The following is an 18110-nucleotide window of genomic DNA, read 5'->3' as shown; positions in this document are numbered from 1 at the left end:
TCATGACGGATATTTCGGAACGAGAGGCCTGCACCAAGCGCTGCTGGTGGCTGGGTGCCGGCGCCGGTTTGCTGGTGGCATTCCTGTTGCTGGCCTTTGGCATTTGGGGGCTGTTGATGTCTATCGTGGCCGGTTTGCTGGTGGCGGTGATCGTAGGCTATCTGGCGATGACTCTGCTGTGCAAAGATGTACCCGCCGCTGCCCCCCAAGACAGCACGCGCAGCGCGGCGGCTGCATCGGTCGCAGCGGCGCCGACGGCATCGGGAAGCGTTTCCTCGGCTGTGGGCACCGTCCCCGCAGGAGACGCCGGCATCGGTGCGGCGCGCAAGGCAAGCGCGCCGGTTGAACCCGCTGAGGAAACACCGCCACAGGAGCCGACTGCGCCCGTCGCCGATACTGCTGCCGTTGAGGCGGCACCGGAACAGGTCGCCGCCAAAGCGGAAGAAGTTGTTGCTGTAGTGACGCCCCCGAAGGAGGCCGTCGAAACCCCTTCCGCGCCTTCCAAGGAAACGCCGCCTCAGGAGCCGACAGCGCCCGTGGCCGATACCGCTGCCGTTGAAGCCGCGCCCGAACAGGTCATCGAGGCCGAAGAAGCGCCTGCTGTCGTGGAGACCCCGCAAGAGGTCGTCGAAGCGCCCGCGCCCACAGAGGCCGCACCAGTACCCGCGACCGATAGCCATTCTACCGATGGCAAACCCGCGCTGCTCAACGCGCCTCGTGCGGGCGGGGCAGATGACCTTAAGCGGATTGGCGGCATCGGGCCGAAACTGGAACAGACCCTAAATGAACTGGGCATTTACCATTTCGATCAGATCGCAGCCCTTCAGGGGGATGAGATCGACTGGGTCGATTCCCGACTGCGTTTTAAGGGCCGTATCCGGCGCGACGATTGGATCGGTCAAGCCAAAGCCTTTGCCAATGACGGCGAGACCGAGAGCTGATCGGGGTAAGAGAGAGACATGAGCGAAGCCGAAGACAGAGCGCTTGCCCGCAAGGGCCGCACCGCAGGGCTGGTCATTGCCGTGACCATGTGCTTGTGGCTGGCCATGCAATGGGCTGGCCCGGCGCTTGGCCTGCCGGGGCGCTATGCGCTGCTCTTCGACTTTGCTGCACTGGCCGCGCTTTTCTGGGCGATGGTCGTGATATATCAAATGTGGCAGGCCCGCCGGGCCAGCCGTGAGAACCAAAGGTAGGCATCATGCTTCAGGACAAAGACCGCATTTTTACCAATATCTACGGCATGCATGACCGCACCCTGAAAGGCGCGCAGTCGCGCGGTCATTGGGATGGCACCGCCGGGATCATCCAAAAGGGCCGCGATTGGATCGTCGACCAGATGAAAGCCTCTGGGTTGCGGGGCCGGGGCGGGGCGGGCTTCCCCACCGGGCTCAAGTGGTCCTTTATGCCGAAGGAAAGCGATGGCCGCCCGGCCTATCTCGTGGTCAACGCCGACGAATCCGAGCCGGGCACCTGCAAGGACCGCGAGATCATGCGCCACGATCCGCATACGCTGATCGAAGGCTGCCTGATCGCCTCTTTCGCGATGAACGCGCATACCTGCTATATCTACCTGCGGGGCGAATACATCCGCGAGCGTGAAGCGCTTCAGACCGCGATTGACGAGGCCTATGAGGCCGGGCTGGTGGGCAAGAACGCCTCCAAATCCGGCTGGGACTTCGACATCTACCTGCACCATGGCGCAGGTGCCTATATCTGTGGCGAAGAAACCGCGCTGCTGGAAAGCCTTGAGGGCAAGAAGGGCATGCCGCGCATGAAGCCGCCGTTCCCGGCGGGCGCGGGCCTCTATGGCTGCCCGACCACGGTGAACAACGTCGAATCCATCGCCGTGGTGCCGACCATCCTGCGCCGTGGGCCGGAGTGGTTCGCGGGCTTTGGCCGCGCGAATAACGCTGGCACCAAGCTCTTTGCAATCTCGGGCCACGTCAATAACCCTTGCGTTGTTGAAGAGGCGATGAGCATCGGTTTTGAAGAGTTGATCGAAAAACATTGCGGCGGCATTCGCGGCGGTTGGGATAACCTAAAGGCCGTTATCCCCGGCGGCTCTTCGGTGCCGCTGATCCCCGGCAAAGACATGCGCGACGCGATCATGGATTTTGATTATCTGCGCGAACAGCGCTCCGGCCTCGGCACAGCGGCGGTGATCGTGATGGACAACTCGACTGACGTGATCAAAGCGATCTGGCGTCTGTCGAAGTTCTACAAACACGAAAGCTGCGGACAATGCACGCCCTGCCGCGAAGGCACCGGCTGGATGATGCGCGTGATGGACCGTCTGGTTTCCGGCGATGCGGAACCCGAAGAGATCGACATGCTGCTCGACGTGACCAAACAGGTCGAAGGCCACACGATCTGCGCGCTTGGCGATGCGGCGGCTTGGCCGATCCAGGGTCTGATCCGGCACTTCCGGGATGAGATCGAAGACCGGATCAAACACAAACGCACGGGCCGTGTCAGCGCGGTCGCGGCAGAGTGAAACCCTGTGCGGCGGCAGGCCCGATGGCTTGACGCTTGGCACAGGAGCGGCGATAGCGGGCGCGTGTCAGGCGCGTCCGTCCACAACAGGCGCGGGGGCGGTCGGCAAAGCCGGGCCCAAGGCGCAGCGGAGTAGGTCTATGAAATATGCTTTGACGGTTTTGACGGTCAGCGCTCTGCTGGCAGGCTGTGCCAATAATGGTGAGCGTGTTGCCTTTGACGGGCAGTATTTCAGCACCAAGCTGCGTAAGGTGGATGGCCAGCGCGACGTATTTCAGGTGACGGTCAAGGATGCTGGGAAATCCATTGACGGCGCCCGCGCAGCGGCGCGTTATGAGGCGGTGAAATACTGTGTCGGCAACTACGGCAGCTCAGTCATAGACTGGACCTTTGGCCCCGATGCCCCGGCAAGCGCGCTGCGGTTCGATGGCGGGGCGCTGACCTTTCAGGGGCGCTGCCCCCAGTGATCGCATCGGCGACATATCGCGGGCCTGCGGGCCTTGGGGGCGGTGATATTGAATATCATAGCTCCAAATCTCCATCTGTCAGACGGGCCGTTCCGGCCCGCTGCATGAAGGAGAATTGATATGCGCACCCTGATGATCGCCGTGATGGGCCTGAGTCTGACCGCCGCCACCGTGACACCGGCAGTCGCCAAACCGCCGCTGCGCGAAGTGGCCGCGATCGACGACGCGCTCTTGGACATGGGCGTTGCCGACATCATCCGGAAAAACTGCCCCGACATCAGCGCGCGGATGCTGCGCGCGGTCAAGATGGCATGGGACTTGAAGGGCAAGGCAGGCGATCTGGGCTACTCCGACGCCGAGATCGACGCCTATATTGATAGTGACGCTGAAAAAGCGCGCATGAGAGCGCGGGGCGCCGCGTTTTTCAAGGCCAAGGGGGTCGATACTTCGGACCCGCAAAGCTATTGTGCGCTTGGACGCGAAGAGATTCAAAAATCGAGCCGGATCGGTTCGTTACTGAAGGCAAAGTGAGCTTATGAGCGATATCCGCAAAATCATCATCGACGGTAAAGAAGTCGAAGTCGAAGGGGCGATGACGCTCATTCAGGCCTGCGAGCAGGTCGGCATCGAAGTACCGCGTTTCTGTTACCACGAGCGTCTGTCGATCGCTGGCAACTGCCGGATGTGTCTTGTTGAAGTCGTCGGCGGGCCGCCCAAGCCCGCCGCCTCCTGCGCCATGCAGGTGCGTGACCTGCGCCCCGGCCCGGAAGGCCAGCCGCCGGTCGTGAAAACCAATTCGCCCATGGTCAAGAAGGCCCGCGAGGGCGTGATGGAATTCCTGCTCATCAACCACCCGCTGGATTGCCCGATCTGCGATCAGGGCGGTGAGTGTGATCTTCAGGATCAGGCCATGGCCTACGGCGTCGACTTCTCGCGCTACCGCGAGCCGAAGCGGGCGACCGAAGACCTCGATCTGGGCCCGCTGGTCGAAACCCATATGACTCGCTGCATTTCCTGCACCCGCTGCGTGCGCTTCACGACCGAGGTCGCGGGGCAGCATGTCATGGGCCAGACCGGCCGGGGCGAGGATGCGGAGATCACGACCTATCTGGGCTCGCTGATCGACAGCAACCTGTCGGGCAATATCATTGACCTGTGCCCGGTGGGGGCGCTGGTTTCCAAGCCCTACGCTTTTACTGCCCGTCCGTGGGAACTCAGCAAGACCGAGAGCATCGATGTGATGGATGCGCTTGGCTCCAACATTCGGGTCGATACCAAGGGCCGTGAAGTCATGCGCTTCCTGCCGCGCAACCATGACGGCGTGAACGAAGAGTGGATTTCCGACAAGACGCGCTTTGTTTGGGACGGTCTGCGCCGCCAGCGTCTGGATACACCATATATCCGTGAGAATGGTAAACTGCGCAAAGCCAGCTGGCCCGAGGCGCTGAATGCCGCCGCTGCCGCGATGAAGGGCAAGAAGCTTGCCGGTCTCGTCGGTGATCTGGCGTCGGTCGAAGCCGCGTTTGCGCTGAAGCAGTTGATCGAAGGGCAGGGCGGAGTCGTCGAATGTCGCACCGATGGCGCGAAGCTGCCTGCAGGAAACCGTTTCGGTTATGTCGGCAACGCGCGGATCGAAGACCTTGATAACGCCAAGATGATCCAACTGATCGGCACCAACCCCGCGGTTGAAGCGCCAGTGCTTAACGCGCGCATCCGCAAAGCGTGGAGCAATGGCGCAGAGGTTGGCTTGATCGGCGAAGCCGCTGATCTGACGTACCCGCATCACCATCTGGGCAATGACCGCGCGACGCTCGATAAACTAATGGGCAGCGACTTCGACGAAGTGCTAGAGCAGCCTTCGGTGATCGTTGTCGGCCAAGGCGCACTGCGCGAAGCCGATGGCGATGCCGTGCTGGCGAAGGCGATGGAACTGGCCGAAAAGACCAAGAGCAAGCTGATGATCCTGCACACCGCCGCCGCGCGTGTGGGGGCGATGGATATTGGTGCCACAGCCGAAAACGGCATGGACGCCGTGAACGCGGCAGAGGTGATCTATAACCTCGGCGCGGACGAAGTTGAAATCGGTGCTGGGCCCTTCGTGATCTATCAAGGCAGCCATGGCGACCGCGGCGCGCACCGCGCCGACATCATCCTGCCGGGTGCCGCCTATACCGAAGAGCCGGGTCTGTTCGTCAACACCGAAGGCCGTCCGCAACTGGCACAGCGTGCCGGGTTTGCGCCCGGTCAGGCCAAAGAAAATTGGGCGATTCTCCGGGCGCTCTCGGCTGAACTGGGCGCACAGTTGGGCTATGATTCCATCGCGCAGCTGCGCCGCAAGCTGACCGAGGCCGTGCCGCATCTGGCGAATGTCGATGAGGTGCCGGAAAACGAATGGGCCGCGCTGCCTGCCGGTAAGCTGGGCGATGCCTCTTTCGCGCCGACGGTACGCGACTTCTATCTCTCCAATCCGATCGCGCGGGCCAGCCAGTTGATGGCGGAACTGTCGGCTCTGGCCGCCGCGCGCCGGGCCGAGCCGATGGCGGCGGAGTGAGAGCCATGATGCTGGCCCCCTTGATGCTGCTGGCCGCCTGCGAACCGCAGGTGCCGGTAGCCGAGGATTTTATCCCCGAGTACAAGGGGGTGGAAACCCAGCTTTTGGACGGTGATTTGGTGCAGTTTAACGTGGCCATGACCAAGGCGTTGTCGAACCAAGACGTGTCGGACTACGCCGAATGTGCTGCAGCGCAATATACGTTGATCCGGGGCTACGGTTTTGCACGTCATGTGCGGACAAATGTCACCGAAGAGGGTGGCATATGGCGGGCAGATGCTGTTTACACAATCTCGCCGAGCCTGCCGAAAGGCTTGAAGACAATTGATGCCGAAGTGACCGCGTTTCAATGCGCGGAACGCGGCATTCCGACGGTGTGAGGACTTATGGCTGATTTCTTTTACAACACCTATCTGGGCATCGGCCTGCTGACGGTTGGGCAGGTGTTGCTGCTGGTGGTGCCGTTGCTGCTGGCGCTTGCCTTCCTCATGTATGCCGACCGCAAGATCTGGGCCGCCGTGATGATGCGCCGTGGCCCCAACGTTGTGGGCGTCTTCGGCCTGCTTCAGAGTTTTGCCGACTTCCTCAAATATATCGTTAAGGAAGTGGTGGTTCCGGCGGGCGCAGACAAGGGGGTCTTTTTCCTTGCGCCGATGATTTCCTTTGTCATGGCGATGATCGCTTGGGCGGTGATCCCTTTCAACGAAGGCTGGATCCTGTCGGACATTAACGTGGCGATCCTCTATGTCTTCGCCGTCTCCTCGCTTGAGGTTTACGGCGTGATCATGGGCGGTTGGGCGTCGAACTCGAAATACCCCTTCCTTGGTTCGCTGCGCTCTGCCGCGCAGATGATTTCCTACGAAGTGTCGATCGGCCTGATCATCATCGGCGTGATCCTCTCGACCGGTTCGATGAACTTCTCGTCCATCGTGGCGGCGCAGGATGGTGACTGGGGTCTGTTCAACTGGTACTTCCTGCCGCACTTCCCGATGTTGATCCTGTTCTTCATCTCGGCGCTGGCGGAAACCAACCGCCCGCCGTTCGATCTGCCGGAAGCAGAATCGGAACTGGTGGCGGGCTATCAGGTAGAATATTCCTCGACGCCGTTCCTGCTCTTCATGATCGGCGAATTGGTGGCCGTGGTGCTGATGTGCGCACTGGTGTCGCTGATGTTCTTCGGCGGCTGGCTGTCGCCCGTGCCGTTCCTGCCCGATGGCTTCTTCTGGATGTTCATCAAGATGCTGATGGTCTTCTTCATGTTCTCCATGGTGAAGGCGATCACGCCGCGCTACCGCTATGACCAGCTGATGCGGCTGGGTTGGAAAGTCTTCCTGCCGTTCTCGCTGTTCTGGGTGGTCTTCGTGGCATTCGCTGCAAAATTCGATTGGTTCTGGGGTATCTATGCCCGTTGGACCGTAGGGGGCTGATATGGCACAGATGGATTACACCCGCGCCGCGAAATACTTCCTGCTGGCAGACTACGCCAAGGCGTTCATGTTGGGGATGCGCTATTTCTTTGCGCCAAAAACGACGCTGAACTACCCGCATGAAAAGGGGCCACTGTCGCCCCGTTTCCGTGGGGAGCATGCGTTGCGCCGATATCCCAATGGTGAAGAGCGTTGCATCGCCTGTAAGCTGTGCGAAGCGATCTGCCCCGCGCAGGCGATCACCATCGACGCCGAAGCCCGCGAAGACGGCAGCCGCCGCACCACGCGCTATGACATCGACATGACCAAATGCATCTACTGCGGTTTCTGTCAGGAAGCCTGTCCGGTGGATGCGATTGTCGAAGGGCCGAACTTCGAATTTTCGACCGAGACCCGCGAAGAGCTGTACTACGACAAGGCCAAGCTTTTGGACAACGGCGAACGCTGGGAAGCCGAGATTGCCCGCAACCTCGAAATGGACGCACCCTACAGATGAGTGATCCCAAGAACCCTTTTGATGCGATGATGAAGCAGGCGCAGGAAATGGCGAAAGCCTTTCCAGCGATGGATGCTTTTTCGCCAAAAGGGTTCGAGGCGATGATGGGCACCATGCCGAAGGAAATGATGGATTTCTGGTTCGGCGACACGGTGAACAAGGGCGGGCTGGACGCGCGGACGCGGCTGCTTCTGACCCTCGCGGGGCTGACCATGCAGGGCGCGCAGAATGATATGGCCCTCCGCCAAACCGTGCGCCACGCGCGCGAGGCCGGGGCCACCAAACAACATATCGTCGAGACGATTAGCCAGATGTCGGTTTTTGCCGGGCTGCCGGCGATGACCCGGGCGCTGGAACTGGCGCAATCGGTCTTAGACGAAGAAAAAGATACCAAGAAGGAAGACGGCGCATGACGGTCTTTTCATTTTACCTCTTCGCGATCAGCGTCATCACCGGCGGACTGTTCACGGTGATCAGCCGCAACCCGGTGCATTCGGTGCTTTGGCTGATCCTGTCCTTCCTCTCGGCGGCGGGGCTCTTCGTTCTGCTCGGCGCGGAGTTCGTGGCGATGCTGCTGGTCATCGTCTATGTCGGCGCGGTGGCGGTGCTTTTCCTCTTCGTGGTCATGATGCTCGACGTAGATTTCGCCGAGCTTAAGGCCGAGATGGCGCGGTATATGCCGCTGGCGCTGTTGATCGCTCTGGTGATCTTGATGCAATTCGTCATGGCCTTTGGCGCATGGGAGCAGAGCGAAGCGGCTGAGAGCCTGCGCGCCAATGCCATTGATCCCACCCGTTTCAACACCGAAGCGCTCGGCTTGTTGCTCTATGATCGCTACTTCCTGCTCTTCCAACTGGCGGGTCTGATCCTGTTGGTGGCGATGATCGGGGCGATCGTGCTGACATTGCGTCACCGCAAGGACGTGAAGCGCCAAGACGTGGTGGCCCAGATGATGCGCGACCCGGCCAAAGCGATGGAGCTGCGCGACGTGAAGTCGGGGCAGGGCCTGTAACAAGCGAAATTTTTTAAAAATTCCGGGGCCGTTCTCTTTGAAAAAGAACGGCTGAACTAAGAGAGAAAAGGGACGTCGAAATGTCGAGAACAACAATCGTGGTACTGGTCGTGGTGTTGATCGTCGTGTTTTTCGGCGGCTACAGCTTTATCGGCTAAAACCCGATCAATCCCGGTGGCAGCCGGGGCAAAGTGATACTAAAAGCCCCATCAAATGGGGCGCGACCAAAGCCCATCAAGGGGCGGGAACGTAAGGGACGACATGATCGGACTTGAGCATTACCTGACAGTGGCGGCGACGCTGTTTGTCATCGGCATCTTCGGGCTATTCCTGAACCGCAAGAACGTGATCATTCTGCTGATGAGCATCGAATTGATGCTGCTCGCGGTGAACATCAACCTCGTTGCTTTCTCCAGCTTCCTTGGTGATCTGACGGGGCAGGTGTTTACGCTTTTCGTACTCACCGTCGCCGCCGCCGAGGCCGCCATTGGCCTCGCCATTCTGGTCTGTTTCTTCCGCAACCGTGGCTCGATCGCGGTGGAAGATGTCAACGTGATGAAGGGCTGAGGCAATGGAAACCACGATCCTATTCGCCCCGCTGGTGGGTGCCATCCTCTGCGGTTTCGGCTGGAAGATCATTGGTGAGAAGGCCGCCCAGTGGGTCGCCACCGGGCTATTGTTCCTCGCCGCTTTCCTGTCTTGGGTGGTTTTCCTAGCGCTGGACGGCCCGACCGAGCAAATTCAGATCCTGCGCTTTATTGAAAGCGGGACGCTGAGCACCGATTGGGCGATCCGCATGGACCGTTTGACCGCGATCATGCTGATCGTGATCACCACGGTGTCGAGTCTCGTGCACCTCTATTCCTTCGGCTACATGGCCCATGACGAGAACTTCCGCGATAACGAAAGCTATCGCCCCCGGTTCTTCGCCTATCTGTCCTTCTTTACCTTCGCGATGTTGATGCTGGTCACAGCGGACAACCTCGTTCAGATGTTCTTCGGTTGGGAGGGCGTCGGTGTCGCTTCCTACCTGCTGATCGGTTTCTACTTCCGCAAGCCGTCGGCCAATGCCGCGGCGATGAAAGCCTTTGTCGTCAACCGGGTGGGGGATTTTGCTTTCCTGCTGGGCATCTTCGGCCTCTATATGCTGACAGACTCGATCCGCTTTGACGATATCTTTGCCGCGGCACCCGATTTGGCTGAGCAGACGGTGACTTTCCTGTGGAACGATTGGAATGCGGCGAACCTGATCGCCTTCCTGCTCTTCCTCGGCGCGATGGGTAAGTCGGCGCAATTGTTCCTGCACACTTGGCTGCCCGACGCGATGGAAGGTCCGACACCTGTGTCGGCTCTGATCCACGCGGCGACCATGGTGACCGCGGGTGTCTTCCTCGTCTGCCGCATGTCGCCGGTGATGGAATTTGCGCCCGAAGCGATGGCCTTTGTCACAGTAATCGGTGCGACGACAGCCTTTGTCGCGGCGACCATCGGCCTTGTGCAAACCGACATCAAACGTGTGATCGCCTATTCGACCATGTCGCAGCTTGGCTATATGTTCGTGGCGGCGGGTGTGGGCATGTATTCGGCGGCGATGTTCCACCTGTTCACGCACGCTTTCTTCAAGGCGATGCTCTTCTTGGGCGCGGGCTCGGTCATCCATGCGATGCACCATGAGCAAGACATGACCAACTACGGCGGTCTGCGTAAGAAAATTCCCTATACTTTCTGGGCGATGATGATCGGCACGTTGGCCATTACCGGTGTTGGCATTCCGCTCACGCATATCGGTTTCGCGGGCTTCTTGTCGAAAGACGCGATCATCGAAAGCGCTTGGGGCGGTGGGTCCATGTATGGCTTCTGGATGCTGGTGATCGCCGCGGCGATGACGAGCTTCTACAGCTGGCGTTTGATTTTCCTCACCTTCTTCGGCGCGCCGCGGGGCGACAAGCACACGCATGAACACGCGCATGAAAGCCCGATGGTCATGCTGATCCCGCTTGGTGTTCTGGCGCTCGGGTCGGTCTTTGCTGGGATGGTTTGGTACGGCAGCTTCTTTGGCCACGCTGATCAGGTTGGCAAATTCTACGGCATCCCGATGGCTGAAATGGCCGAAGGCGGCGACGCTCATGTCGAAGGGGCTGAGGATGACCACGGTGCCACTGGCCCGGTCGACGGTGATCACGGAGCCGAGGCGCTGGTCGAAGGTCATCAGGACGCGGGCGCGCACCACGAAGCCTTTGGCGGTGCGCCGGGCGAGGGGGCGCTTTACTTTGCACCCGATAACCATGTGTTGGACGACGCCCATGCCGCCCCGAAATGGGTCAAGGTCTCGCCCTTCATCGCGATGCTGGCCGGTCTGGTCATGGCCCTGTGGTTCTATATCTGGAGCCCAACCGTCCCGGGACGTTTGGCGGCAAACCAACGCCCGCTTTACCTGTTCCTGAAAAACAAATGGTACTTTGATGAGGTTTACGACGTGATTTTCGTGCGTCCCGCCAAAACGATCGGCCGGTTCCTGTGGAAACGCGGCGATGGCACTGTGATCGACGGCACGCTCAATGGCGTCGCCATGGGGATCATCCCCTTCTTCACCCGCCTCGCGGGTAAGGCACAGACGGGCTATATCTTCACCTATGCCTTCGCCATGGTGATCGGCATCGCCGTTCTGGTGACATGGATGACGATGAGCGGAGGAGCGAACTGATGGATACGCATCTGCTTTCAATCATCACATTCATTCCGGCCTTCGCTGCACTGATCCTCGCGGTCTTCCTGCGGGGCGACGATGCCGCTGCCGGGCGCAACGCGAAATGGCTGGCCTTCATCACCACGACGGTCACCTTTCTGATCTCGCTTTTTGTCCTCTTTGATTTTGACCCGTCCAACACCGACTTCCAATTCGTGGATGAGGCCGATTGGCTGCTGGGGCTGAAGTATCGCCTTGGCGTTGACGGGATTTCGATCCTCTTCGTGATGCTGACCACCTTCATGATGCCGCTGGTCATCGCGGCGAGCTGGAACGTCGAGCATCGCGTCAAGGAATACATGATCGCCTTCCTGCTGCTGGAGACGCTGATGCTCGGCGTGTTCATGGCGCTGGATCTGGTGCTCTTCTACCTCTTCTTTGAGGCGGGTCTGATCCCGATGTTCCTGATCATCGGCATCTGGGGCGGGAAAGAGCGTATCTACGCGAGCTTCAAGTTCTTCCTCTACACCTTCCTCGGCTCGGTACTGATGCTGGTTGCGATGGTGGCGATGTTTACCGAAGCGGGCACAACCTGCATCGGCGGCTGCGAGATCAGCCTGCTGACCCACAACTTCGGCTCCGAGAGCTTTGAGCTGCTGGGGATTCAGATCGTCGGTGGCATGCAGACACTGATGTTCCTTGCCTTCTTTGCCAGCTTCGCGGTCAAGATGCCGATGTGGCCAGTGCACACATGGCTGCCCGATGCACACGTTCAGGCCCCGACGGCGGGTTCTGTGGTTCTGGCGGCGATCCTGCTCAAGATGGGCGGCTACGGCTTCCTGCGGTTTTCGTTGCCGATGTTCCCCGTGGGGGCCGAGGTGATGACGCCGCTGATCCTTTGGATGTCGGCCATTGCCATCGTCTACACTTCGCTGGTGGCGCTGGTGCAGCAGGACATGAAAAAGCTGATCGCCTATTCCTCGGTCGCACACATGGGTTTCGTGACCATGGGCATCTTTGCGGCGAACCAGCAGGGGATTGACGGGGCGATTTTCCAGATGATCAGCCACGGCTTCATCTCCGGCGCGCTATTCCTCAGCGTCGGCGTGATCTATGACCGGATGCACACCCGAGAGATCGACGCTTACGGCGGTCTGGTGAACCGCATGCCCGCCTATGCGCTGGTCTTTATGTTTTTCACCATGGCCAACGTGGGCCTGCCGGGCACATCCGGTTTCGTGGGGGAATTCCTGACGTTGATGGCGACCTTCCAAGTGAACACTTGGGTGGCGGCTGTGGCCACGACCGGGGTGATCTTCTCGGCGGCCTATGCGCTGTGGCTCTATCGCCGCGTGGTGATGGGCGACCTGATCAAAGAAAGCCTCAAGGCGATCACCGATATGACCGCGCGTGAGAAATGGATCATTGCGCCGCTGGTGGCGATGACCCTGATCTTGGGCGTCTATCCGGCGCTGGTGCTGGATATGATCGGGCCGTCGGTGGCTGCTCTCGTTGACAATTACGACATGGCGCTGGAGGCGGCTGACACCGCTGTGCAGACCGCCGATGCCTCGCATTAAGAAGGACTTGGCGCATGATATCCGCTGATCTGAACATCATTCTGCCCGAGATCGTCCTTGCGGGGTTTGCCCTGCTTGGCCTTCTTGGCGCGGTCTATACGTCGAAAGACAAGGCCGCCGGGGTGCTCGTCTGGGTGACCGCGGTGGTAATGGTACTGCTGGCCGGTTGGGTGGCTATGTCGGGTGACGGCTCCACCAACATCGCCTTCCACGGCATGTTCATCGACGACAGTTTCGCACGCTTTGCCAAAGTGGCGATCCTGCTGTCGGCGGCGGCTGTTTTGGTCATGTCGGAAAGCTATATGCAGCTGCGCGGTTTGCTGCGGTTTGAGTATCCGATGCTGGTGGCCTTGGCTGTTGTCGGCATGATGATGATGGTCAGCGCTGGCGACTTGATGGCGCTGTACATGGGGTTGGAATTGCAATCCCTTGCGCTTTACGTTGTCGCCTCGCTCCGCCGCGACTCAGTCAAATCGACCGAAGCGGGCCTGAAGTATTTTGTGCTTGGCGCACTCAGCTCGGGTCTGCTGCTTTACGGTGCATCGCTTGTCTATGGCTACGCTGGGACCACGGCTTTCGCTGGAATCATTACCACCGCGCAAACCGGGGAAACCTCGCTGGGGCTGCTCTTTGGTCTGGTCTTCTTGATTTCGGGCCTCGCCTTCAAGGTTTCTGCCGTGCCGTTCCACATGTGGACACCGGACGTCTATGAGGGCGCGCCGACCCCGATTGCGGCCTTCTTTGCCACCGCGCCCAAGGTCGCCGCTATGGGTCTGTTCGCACGGGTGATGCATGACGCCTTCGGTCAGATCGTCAGCGACTGGAGCCAGATCGTGGCGCTGCTGTCGGTGCTGTCGATGTTCTTTGGTTCTGTCGCCGCGATTGGTCAGACCAATATCAAACGTCTGATGGCCTTTTCGTCGATTGCCCACATGGGCTATGCCCTGATGGGCTTGGCTGCAGGCACTGCCTTCGGCGTGCAGGCGATGCTGGTCTATATGGCGATCTATGTGACGATGAACCTCGGGACCTTCGCCTTTATTCTGCTGATGCAGAAAGACGGCGCACCGGTGACGGATATCACCCTGCTCAATATGTATGCCAAGACCAATCCGGGCCGGGCGCTGGCGATGCTGGTGCTGCTGTTCAGCCTTGCCGGTGTGCCGCCGATGCTGGGTTTCTTTGGCAAGTTCTATGTGCTGCGCGCGGCCTATGACGCCAATATGGCATGGCTCGCGGTCGCGGGCGTGATCGCCAGTGTGATCGGCGCTTATTACTACCTGCGGATCGTCTTCTACATGTATTTTGGCGAAGAGCGTTCTGACACATTGGATCACCAGAACGGTGGCGTGCTGACTGTGGTGTTGATGGCCTCTGCCGTCATCATGATCGTGGGGATCGCGAATATGTTCGGTGTCGAAGGCATAGCCGCCTCGGCTGCGGCCTCGCTGGTGAACTGAGCGGTGCGGCGCAAGACGGGCCGGACCACCAGATGACTCCTTGGCCGGAAGGCTATGGCCGGCGCGTCTATGACACGCTTGATTCCACCCTCTCAGAGGCGGCGCGGTTACAGCAAGAGCTGACCGCGCCAACTTGGATCCTCGCACTGGAGCAGACCGCCGCCCGGGGCCGGCGGGGTCGAAGCTGGACCACGCCGCGCGGAAATTTCGCGGCCACGCTGATGATGCCGCGCACAGAGCCGCCCGGCGTCGCCGCGCTGCGGTCCTTCGTGACGTCGCTGGCGCTTTTCCGCGCCTTTGTTGCGGTGACCGGGCGTGAGGATGCCTTTGCGTTGAAATGGCCGAATGATGTGCTGCTGCGCGGTGGCAAGGCGGCAGGGATCCTTCTGGAAAGTGTCGGCGATCATCTGGCGATTGGGATTGGCGTGAACCTTGCCCATGCACCGGAGGCGAGTACGCTTGAGGCACGCGCTCTGCCTGCCGTGACACTGCGCGAGGCGGGGGCCAATGTGGCCGCCGAAGACTTCCTTAACATCCTTGCGCAAGAATATGCCGGTCTGGAAGATCAATTCACCACCTATGGTTTCGCCACAATCCGCAGCGCATGGCTCGCCCATGCCGCGCGGCTCGGAGAGGTCATCACAGCCCGCACGATGCGCGATGAGATCACCGGCGTTTTTGAAGATGTAGACGGCGCAGGCAATCTGATCCTGCGCACCCGCGACGGCGCGGTGCCTATCACCGCAGCGGATGTGTTTTTCTAAAATCTGGGGGAGGAGAGGCACCATGCTTCTGGCAATCGACTGCGGCAATACCAATACCGTGTTCTCTATCTGGGACGGGGAAGAGTTTATCGCCACGTGGCGCACCTCGACCGAATGGAAGCGTACGGCTGATCAATATTACGTCTGGCTTAACACGCTGATGCGGCTTCAGAATATCGATGCTGACATCACCGATATGATCATTAGCTCAACCGTGCCCCGGGTGGTGTTTAACCTGCGCGTTTTGGCGGATCGCTACTTTCACACGCGCCCTTTCGTGGTGGGCAAACCCGGGTGTGCGCTGCCCATTGACGTGCGCGTGGATGCAGGCACGCAGGTCGGGCCGGACCGGCTGGTGAACACCGTAGCGGGCTTTGATCTTTACGGCGGCGACTTGATCGTGGTGGATTTTGGCACCGCCACGACCTTTGACGTAGTGGCCGATGATGGGGCCTATATCGGGGGGGTGATCGCGCCGGGGGTGAACCTCAGCCTAGAGGCGCTGCACAACGCCGCGGCTGCCCTACCGCATGTCGATATTTCCAAACCTCAAAACGTCATTGGCACCAATACCGTCGCCTGTATGCAGTCCGGTGTCTTTTGGGGTTATGTCGGGCTGGTTCGTGAGATATGTGAGCGCATAAGGGCGGAACGTGCAAGATCCATGCGCGTTATCGCCACGGGGGGTCTGGCACCGCTGTTTCAGCAGGCAGTCGACCTGTTCGATGATTATCAAGATGAACTCACGATGCACGGCCTGACCGTGATCCACGATTATAATAAGGACAAAGCTGAATAATATGAGCAGCGAACGATTTATCTATCTGCCCCTCGGTGGGGCGGGTGAAATTGGCATGAACGCCTATGTCTACGGCTACGGCAAACCCGGTAAAGAACGGCTGATCGTCGTCGACATCGGTGTCGCTTTTCCGGACATGGACAGCACGCCGGGCGTGGACCTGATCCTGCCCGACATCTCTTGGCTGAAGAAGCGTCGCGATCAGATCGAAGCGATCTTTATCACCCACGCCCACGAAGACCACATTGGCGCCATCGCGCATTCCTATGAAGTGCTGAAAGCGCCGATCTATGCGCGTGCCTTTACCGCCAATATCGCCCGCCGGAAGATGTCTGAACATGGTCACCCCGAAGACGCGGTCACCACGGTAAGCGCATGGCCAGAGCAGATCACCGCAGGCCCCTTCAAAGTGGGCTTCCTGCCGATCTCGCATTCGATCCCTGAATCCTCGGCCATGGTCATCGACACGCCAGAGGGGCGCACGATCCACTCCGGCGACTTCAAGATCGACCGTACGCCGGGCGTCGGCGAAGCCTTTGACGACGCGCTTTGGGCCGAGGTCTGCAAGGATGGCGTCAATGCGCTGATCTGCGACAGCACCAATGTCTTCTCCGCTCATCCCGGCCGCTCGGAAGCGACCGTTGGGCCGGAGATCGAAAAGTTGGTCAGCAGTGCCGAGGGCATGGTCGTCGCCACGACCTTTGCCTCCAACGTGGCGCGGGTTAAAACGCTGGCAGAAGCGGGCGCACGGGCAGGGCGGTCGATCGTTCTGCTGGGCCGTGCAATGAACCGCATGGTCGAAGCCTCGATCCAGACCGGTGTGATGGCAGACTTCCCGCCTGTTATCTCTCCCGAAAATGCCCGCGCCATCCCGCGCGAGAACCTGATGCTGCTGGTCACCGGCAGCCAAGGTGAACGCCGCGCGGCCTCTGCGCAGTTGGCACGGGGGAAGTATCAGGGCATCGAGTTGAAAGAGGGCGATCTGTTCCTCTTTTCCTCGAAGACCATCCCGGGCAATGAGCGCGGCGTGATCGGCATCATCAACCAGTTCTCTGAAAAGGGTGTGGATGTGGTGGATGATTCCTCGGGGCTCTATCACGTGTCGGGCCACGCGAACCGCCCGGACCTTGAGACGCTGCATGCCATCGTCAAACCGCAGGTTCTGATCCCCATGCACGGCGAGCACCGTCACCTGCGCGAGCATGTGAAGATTGCCAATGCCAAGGGCATCACCGGCGTGCTGGCCGTGAACGGAATGATGATCGACCTGTCGGGCAACAAGCCCAAAGTGGTTGAACATGTCGACACGGGCCGCATGTATCTGGACGGGTCGGTTCAGGTTGGCGCGCTGGATGGTGTGATCCGCGACCGTATCCGCATGGCGCTGAACGGCCATGCCACCGTGACCATGATTTTGGATGCGGATGATGAGCCCTTGGGCGAGCCTTGGGTTGATCTGATGGGTCTGCCTGAAACGGGCCGCTCCAATGCACCGCTTGTGGATGTGCTGGAGCAAGACCTCAGCCAGTGGCTGAACCGTCAGAAAGCCGCCACCCTGCGCGATGATGACAAGCTGAACGACGGTCTGAAAAAGGTCGCACGTCAGTCGTCTTATGACGAAATCGGCAAGAAGCCCGAAGTCACCGTGGTGGTCAGCCGTCTGAGCTGACCTCCTCCCCACCGCTGCACATATAGACCGCGCCGCCCACTGCGACCACGCTCACCCCCGTGGCCGCAAGGGCGGCGGGGGTCGATAGCGCGGTGGCCAGCGTCGTGCCTGTAGTCGCCAGATTGGCGCTCAGTGCAGATGCCCCTCCCGTCAAAATGAAGGCCCCGGATTTATGCGCTACGGCGCGTAGGTTGTCTGGCTGGCTGATGGTGTCGACCGCGGATCGTGCGATGTTCGTGCTGATCTCGACGGTCTCTTCCTTGGTGGTGTTCACCCGTTCGCAAAAGGTCTTTTTGCAATAGCCGCGATAGTTTCGCGCGCCGGGGATCAGGAAATGCCCATCCTCGGGTGTGGCGGTCAGGCAATAGCCGTCGATCTGGTCGAGCGGCACGGTGGTGGCAAGGTAGTCGAACAGCACCCCGCTGTCACAGGCGGGTGGGGCGCCCCAAAGGCTGCTCCATTTCCGTGCGGGCCAATTCATCAGCCGTTCGCGTGCGCCGACTTCCTCGGCGAAATTGGCGAAATTCTCGGCCTCTACGACAACTTCGGCACCGTTGACCTCGGCACGGCAGCGTTCGGCGCTGGCGGGGGCAGAGATGAGGGCGGTCAGGGCAAGGGTGAAGGCAAAGAGAGCAGGGCGCAGCATAATGGTCCTATCTGAGAGGTTTCCCCTCACATAGCACAGACGAAAAAGCCGCCAATCCCG

Annotated in this window: 19 protein-coding genes; 18 read left to right on the top strand and 1 reads right to left on the bottom strand. The window is 60.1% G+C overall.

Features of this window, described 5'->3' with window-relative positions; translation table 11 throughout:
• Positions 1-2: 2 nt before the first annotated feature.
• From O4H31_RS09340 to O4H31_RS09255, 18 genes are all read left to right on the top strand, one after another.
• Positions 3-941 (top strand): hypothetical protein, encoded by a 939-nt coding sequence (locus O4H31_RS09340; protein ID WP_269345085.1) that lies wholly within the window; start codon positions 3-5, stop codon positions 939-941.
• Positions 942-959: 18 nt separating this feature from the next.
• A complete protein-coding gene (locus tag O4H31_RS09335; RefSeq protein WP_067263425.1) occupies positions 960-1193 on the top strand; it encodes a DUF5337 domain-containing protein in 234 nt (77 codons plus the stop codon).
• A gap of 5 nt (positions 1194-1198) precedes the next feature.
• On the top strand, positions 1199-2494 hold the full coding sequence (gene nuoF, locus O4H31_RS09330) for an NADH-quinone oxidoreductase subunit NuoF (protein ID WP_269345081.1): 1296 nt from the start codon (positions 1199-1201) through the stop codon (positions 2492-2494).
• Between the two features lie 139 nt (positions 2495-2633).
• Positions 2634-2960 carry a hypothetical protein gene (locus O4H31_RS09325; protein WP_269345079.1) on the top strand — a complete coding sequence of 109 codons (327 nt, stop codon included), beginning with the start codon at positions 2634-2636 and terminating at the stop codon, positions 2958-2960.
• Between the two features lie 120 nt (positions 2961-3080).
• The gene (locus O4H31_RS09320; protein ID WP_269345077.1) at positions 3081-3491 is read left to right on the top strand and encodes a DUF5333 domain-containing protein; all 411 of its coding nucleotides are present in this window, start codon (positions 3081-3083) and stop codon (positions 3489-3491) included.
• A gap of 4 nt (positions 3492-3495) precedes the next feature.
• Entirely contained in the window at positions 3496-5511 is a 2016-nt protein-coding gene (nuoG, locus tag O4H31_RS09315; protein WP_269345075.1) for an NADH-quinone oxidoreductase subunit NuoG, read from the top strand.
• An 8-nt stretch (positions 5512-5519) separates the two neighbouring features.
• Positions 5520-5891, top strand: a complete 372-nt coding sequence (locus O4H31_RS09310) for a hypothetical protein (RefSeq protein WP_269345363.1) — start codon at positions 5520-5522, stop codon at positions 5889-5891.
• A 6-nt stretch (positions 5892-5897) separates the two neighbouring features.
• Positions 5898-6938 (top strand): NADH-quinone oxidoreductase subunit NuoH, encoded by a 1041-nt coding sequence (nuoH, locus tag O4H31_RS09305; RefSeq protein WP_269345073.1) that lies wholly within the window; start codon positions 5898-5900, stop codon positions 6936-6938.
• Between the two features lies 1 nt (position 6939).
• Positions 6940-7434, top strand: a complete 495-nt coding sequence (gene nuoI, locus O4H31_RS09300) for an NADH-quinone oxidoreductase subunit NuoI (protein ID WP_269345070.1) — start codon at positions 6940-6942, stop codon at positions 7432-7434.
• Positions 7431-7847: a carboxymuconolactone decarboxylase family protein gene (locus O4H31_RS09295; protein WP_093926559.1), complete on the top strand. Its 417-nt coding sequence runs from the start codon at positions 7431-7433 to the stop codon at positions 7845-7847. The genes nuoI and O4H31_RS09295 overlap by 4 nt, the downstream gene beginning before the upstream one ends.
• Positions 7844-8446 carry an NADH-quinone oxidoreductase subunit J gene (locus O4H31_RS09290; protein WP_093926558.1) on the top strand — a complete coding sequence of 201 codons (603 nt, stop codon included), beginning with the start codon at positions 7844-7846 and terminating at the stop codon, positions 8444-8446. Before O4H31_RS09295 ends, O4H31_RS09290 begins: the two co-directional genes overlap by 4 nt.
• Positions 8447-8707: 261 nt before the next feature.
• The gene (gene nuoK / locus O4H31_RS09285; RefSeq protein WP_007119508.1) at positions 8708-9013 is read left to right on the top strand and encodes an NADH-quinone oxidoreductase subunit NuoK; all 306 of its coding nucleotides are present in this window, start codon (positions 8708-8710) and stop codon (positions 9011-9013) included.
• Positions 9014-9017: 4 nt separating this feature from the next.
• Positions 9018-11150 (top strand): NADH-quinone oxidoreductase subunit L, encoded by a 2133-nt coding sequence (gene nuoL / locus O4H31_RS09280; RefSeq protein ID WP_269345062.1) that lies wholly within the window; start codon positions 9018-9020, stop codon positions 11148-11150.
• Positions 11150-12712: an NADH-quinone oxidoreductase subunit M gene (locus O4H31_RS09275; protein ID WP_269345060.1), complete on the top strand. Its 1563-nt coding sequence runs from the start codon at positions 11150-11152 to the stop codon at positions 12710-12712. The genes nuoL and O4H31_RS09275 overlap by 1 nt, the downstream gene beginning before the upstream one ends.
• Before the next feature lie 14 nt (positions 12713-12726).
• Positions 12727-14172: an NADH-quinone oxidoreductase subunit NuoN gene (gene nuoN / locus O4H31_RS09270; RefSeq protein ID WP_269345058.1), complete on the top strand. Its 1446-nt coding sequence runs from the start codon at positions 12727-12729 to the stop codon at positions 14170-14172.
• A 32-nt stretch (positions 14173-14204) separates the two neighbouring features.
• A complete protein-coding gene (locus tag O4H31_RS09265) occupies positions 14205-14936 on the top strand; it encodes a biotin--[acetyl-CoA-carboxylase] ligase (protein WP_269345056.1) in 732 nt (243 codons plus the stop codon).
• 22 nt (positions 14937-14958) lie between these two features.
• Positions 14959-15735 (top strand): type III pantothenate kinase, encoded by a 777-nt coding sequence (locus O4H31_RS09260; protein WP_269345054.1) that lies wholly within the window; start codon positions 14959-14961, stop codon positions 15733-15735.
• Between the two features lies 1 nt (position 15736).
• Entirely contained in the window at positions 15737-17404 is a 1668-nt protein-coding gene (locus O4H31_RS09255; protein ID WP_269345052.1) for a ribonuclease J, read from the top strand.
• Here the strand turns inward: O4H31_RS09255 and O4H31_RS09250 are convergent.
• Complete coding sequence (locus O4H31_RS09250) at positions 17388-18050, bottom strand: hypothetical protein (protein ID WP_269345050.1); 663 nt, start codon at positions 18048-18050, stop codon at positions 17388-17390. The two genes, O4H31_RS09255 and O4H31_RS09250, sit on opposite strands and share 17 nt — an antisense overlap.
• Positions 18051-18110: the final 60 nt, after the last annotated feature.

It is taken from the genome of Sulfitobacter dubius, assembly GCF_027214245.1.
Classification (GTDB): domain Bacteria; phylum Pseudomonadota; class Alphaproteobacteria; order Rhodobacterales; family Rhodobacteraceae; genus Sulfitobacter; species Sulfitobacter dubius_A.
Note: the sequence above shows the minus strand (reverse complement) of the source record. Positions and strands in the feature narration are given on the sequence as shown.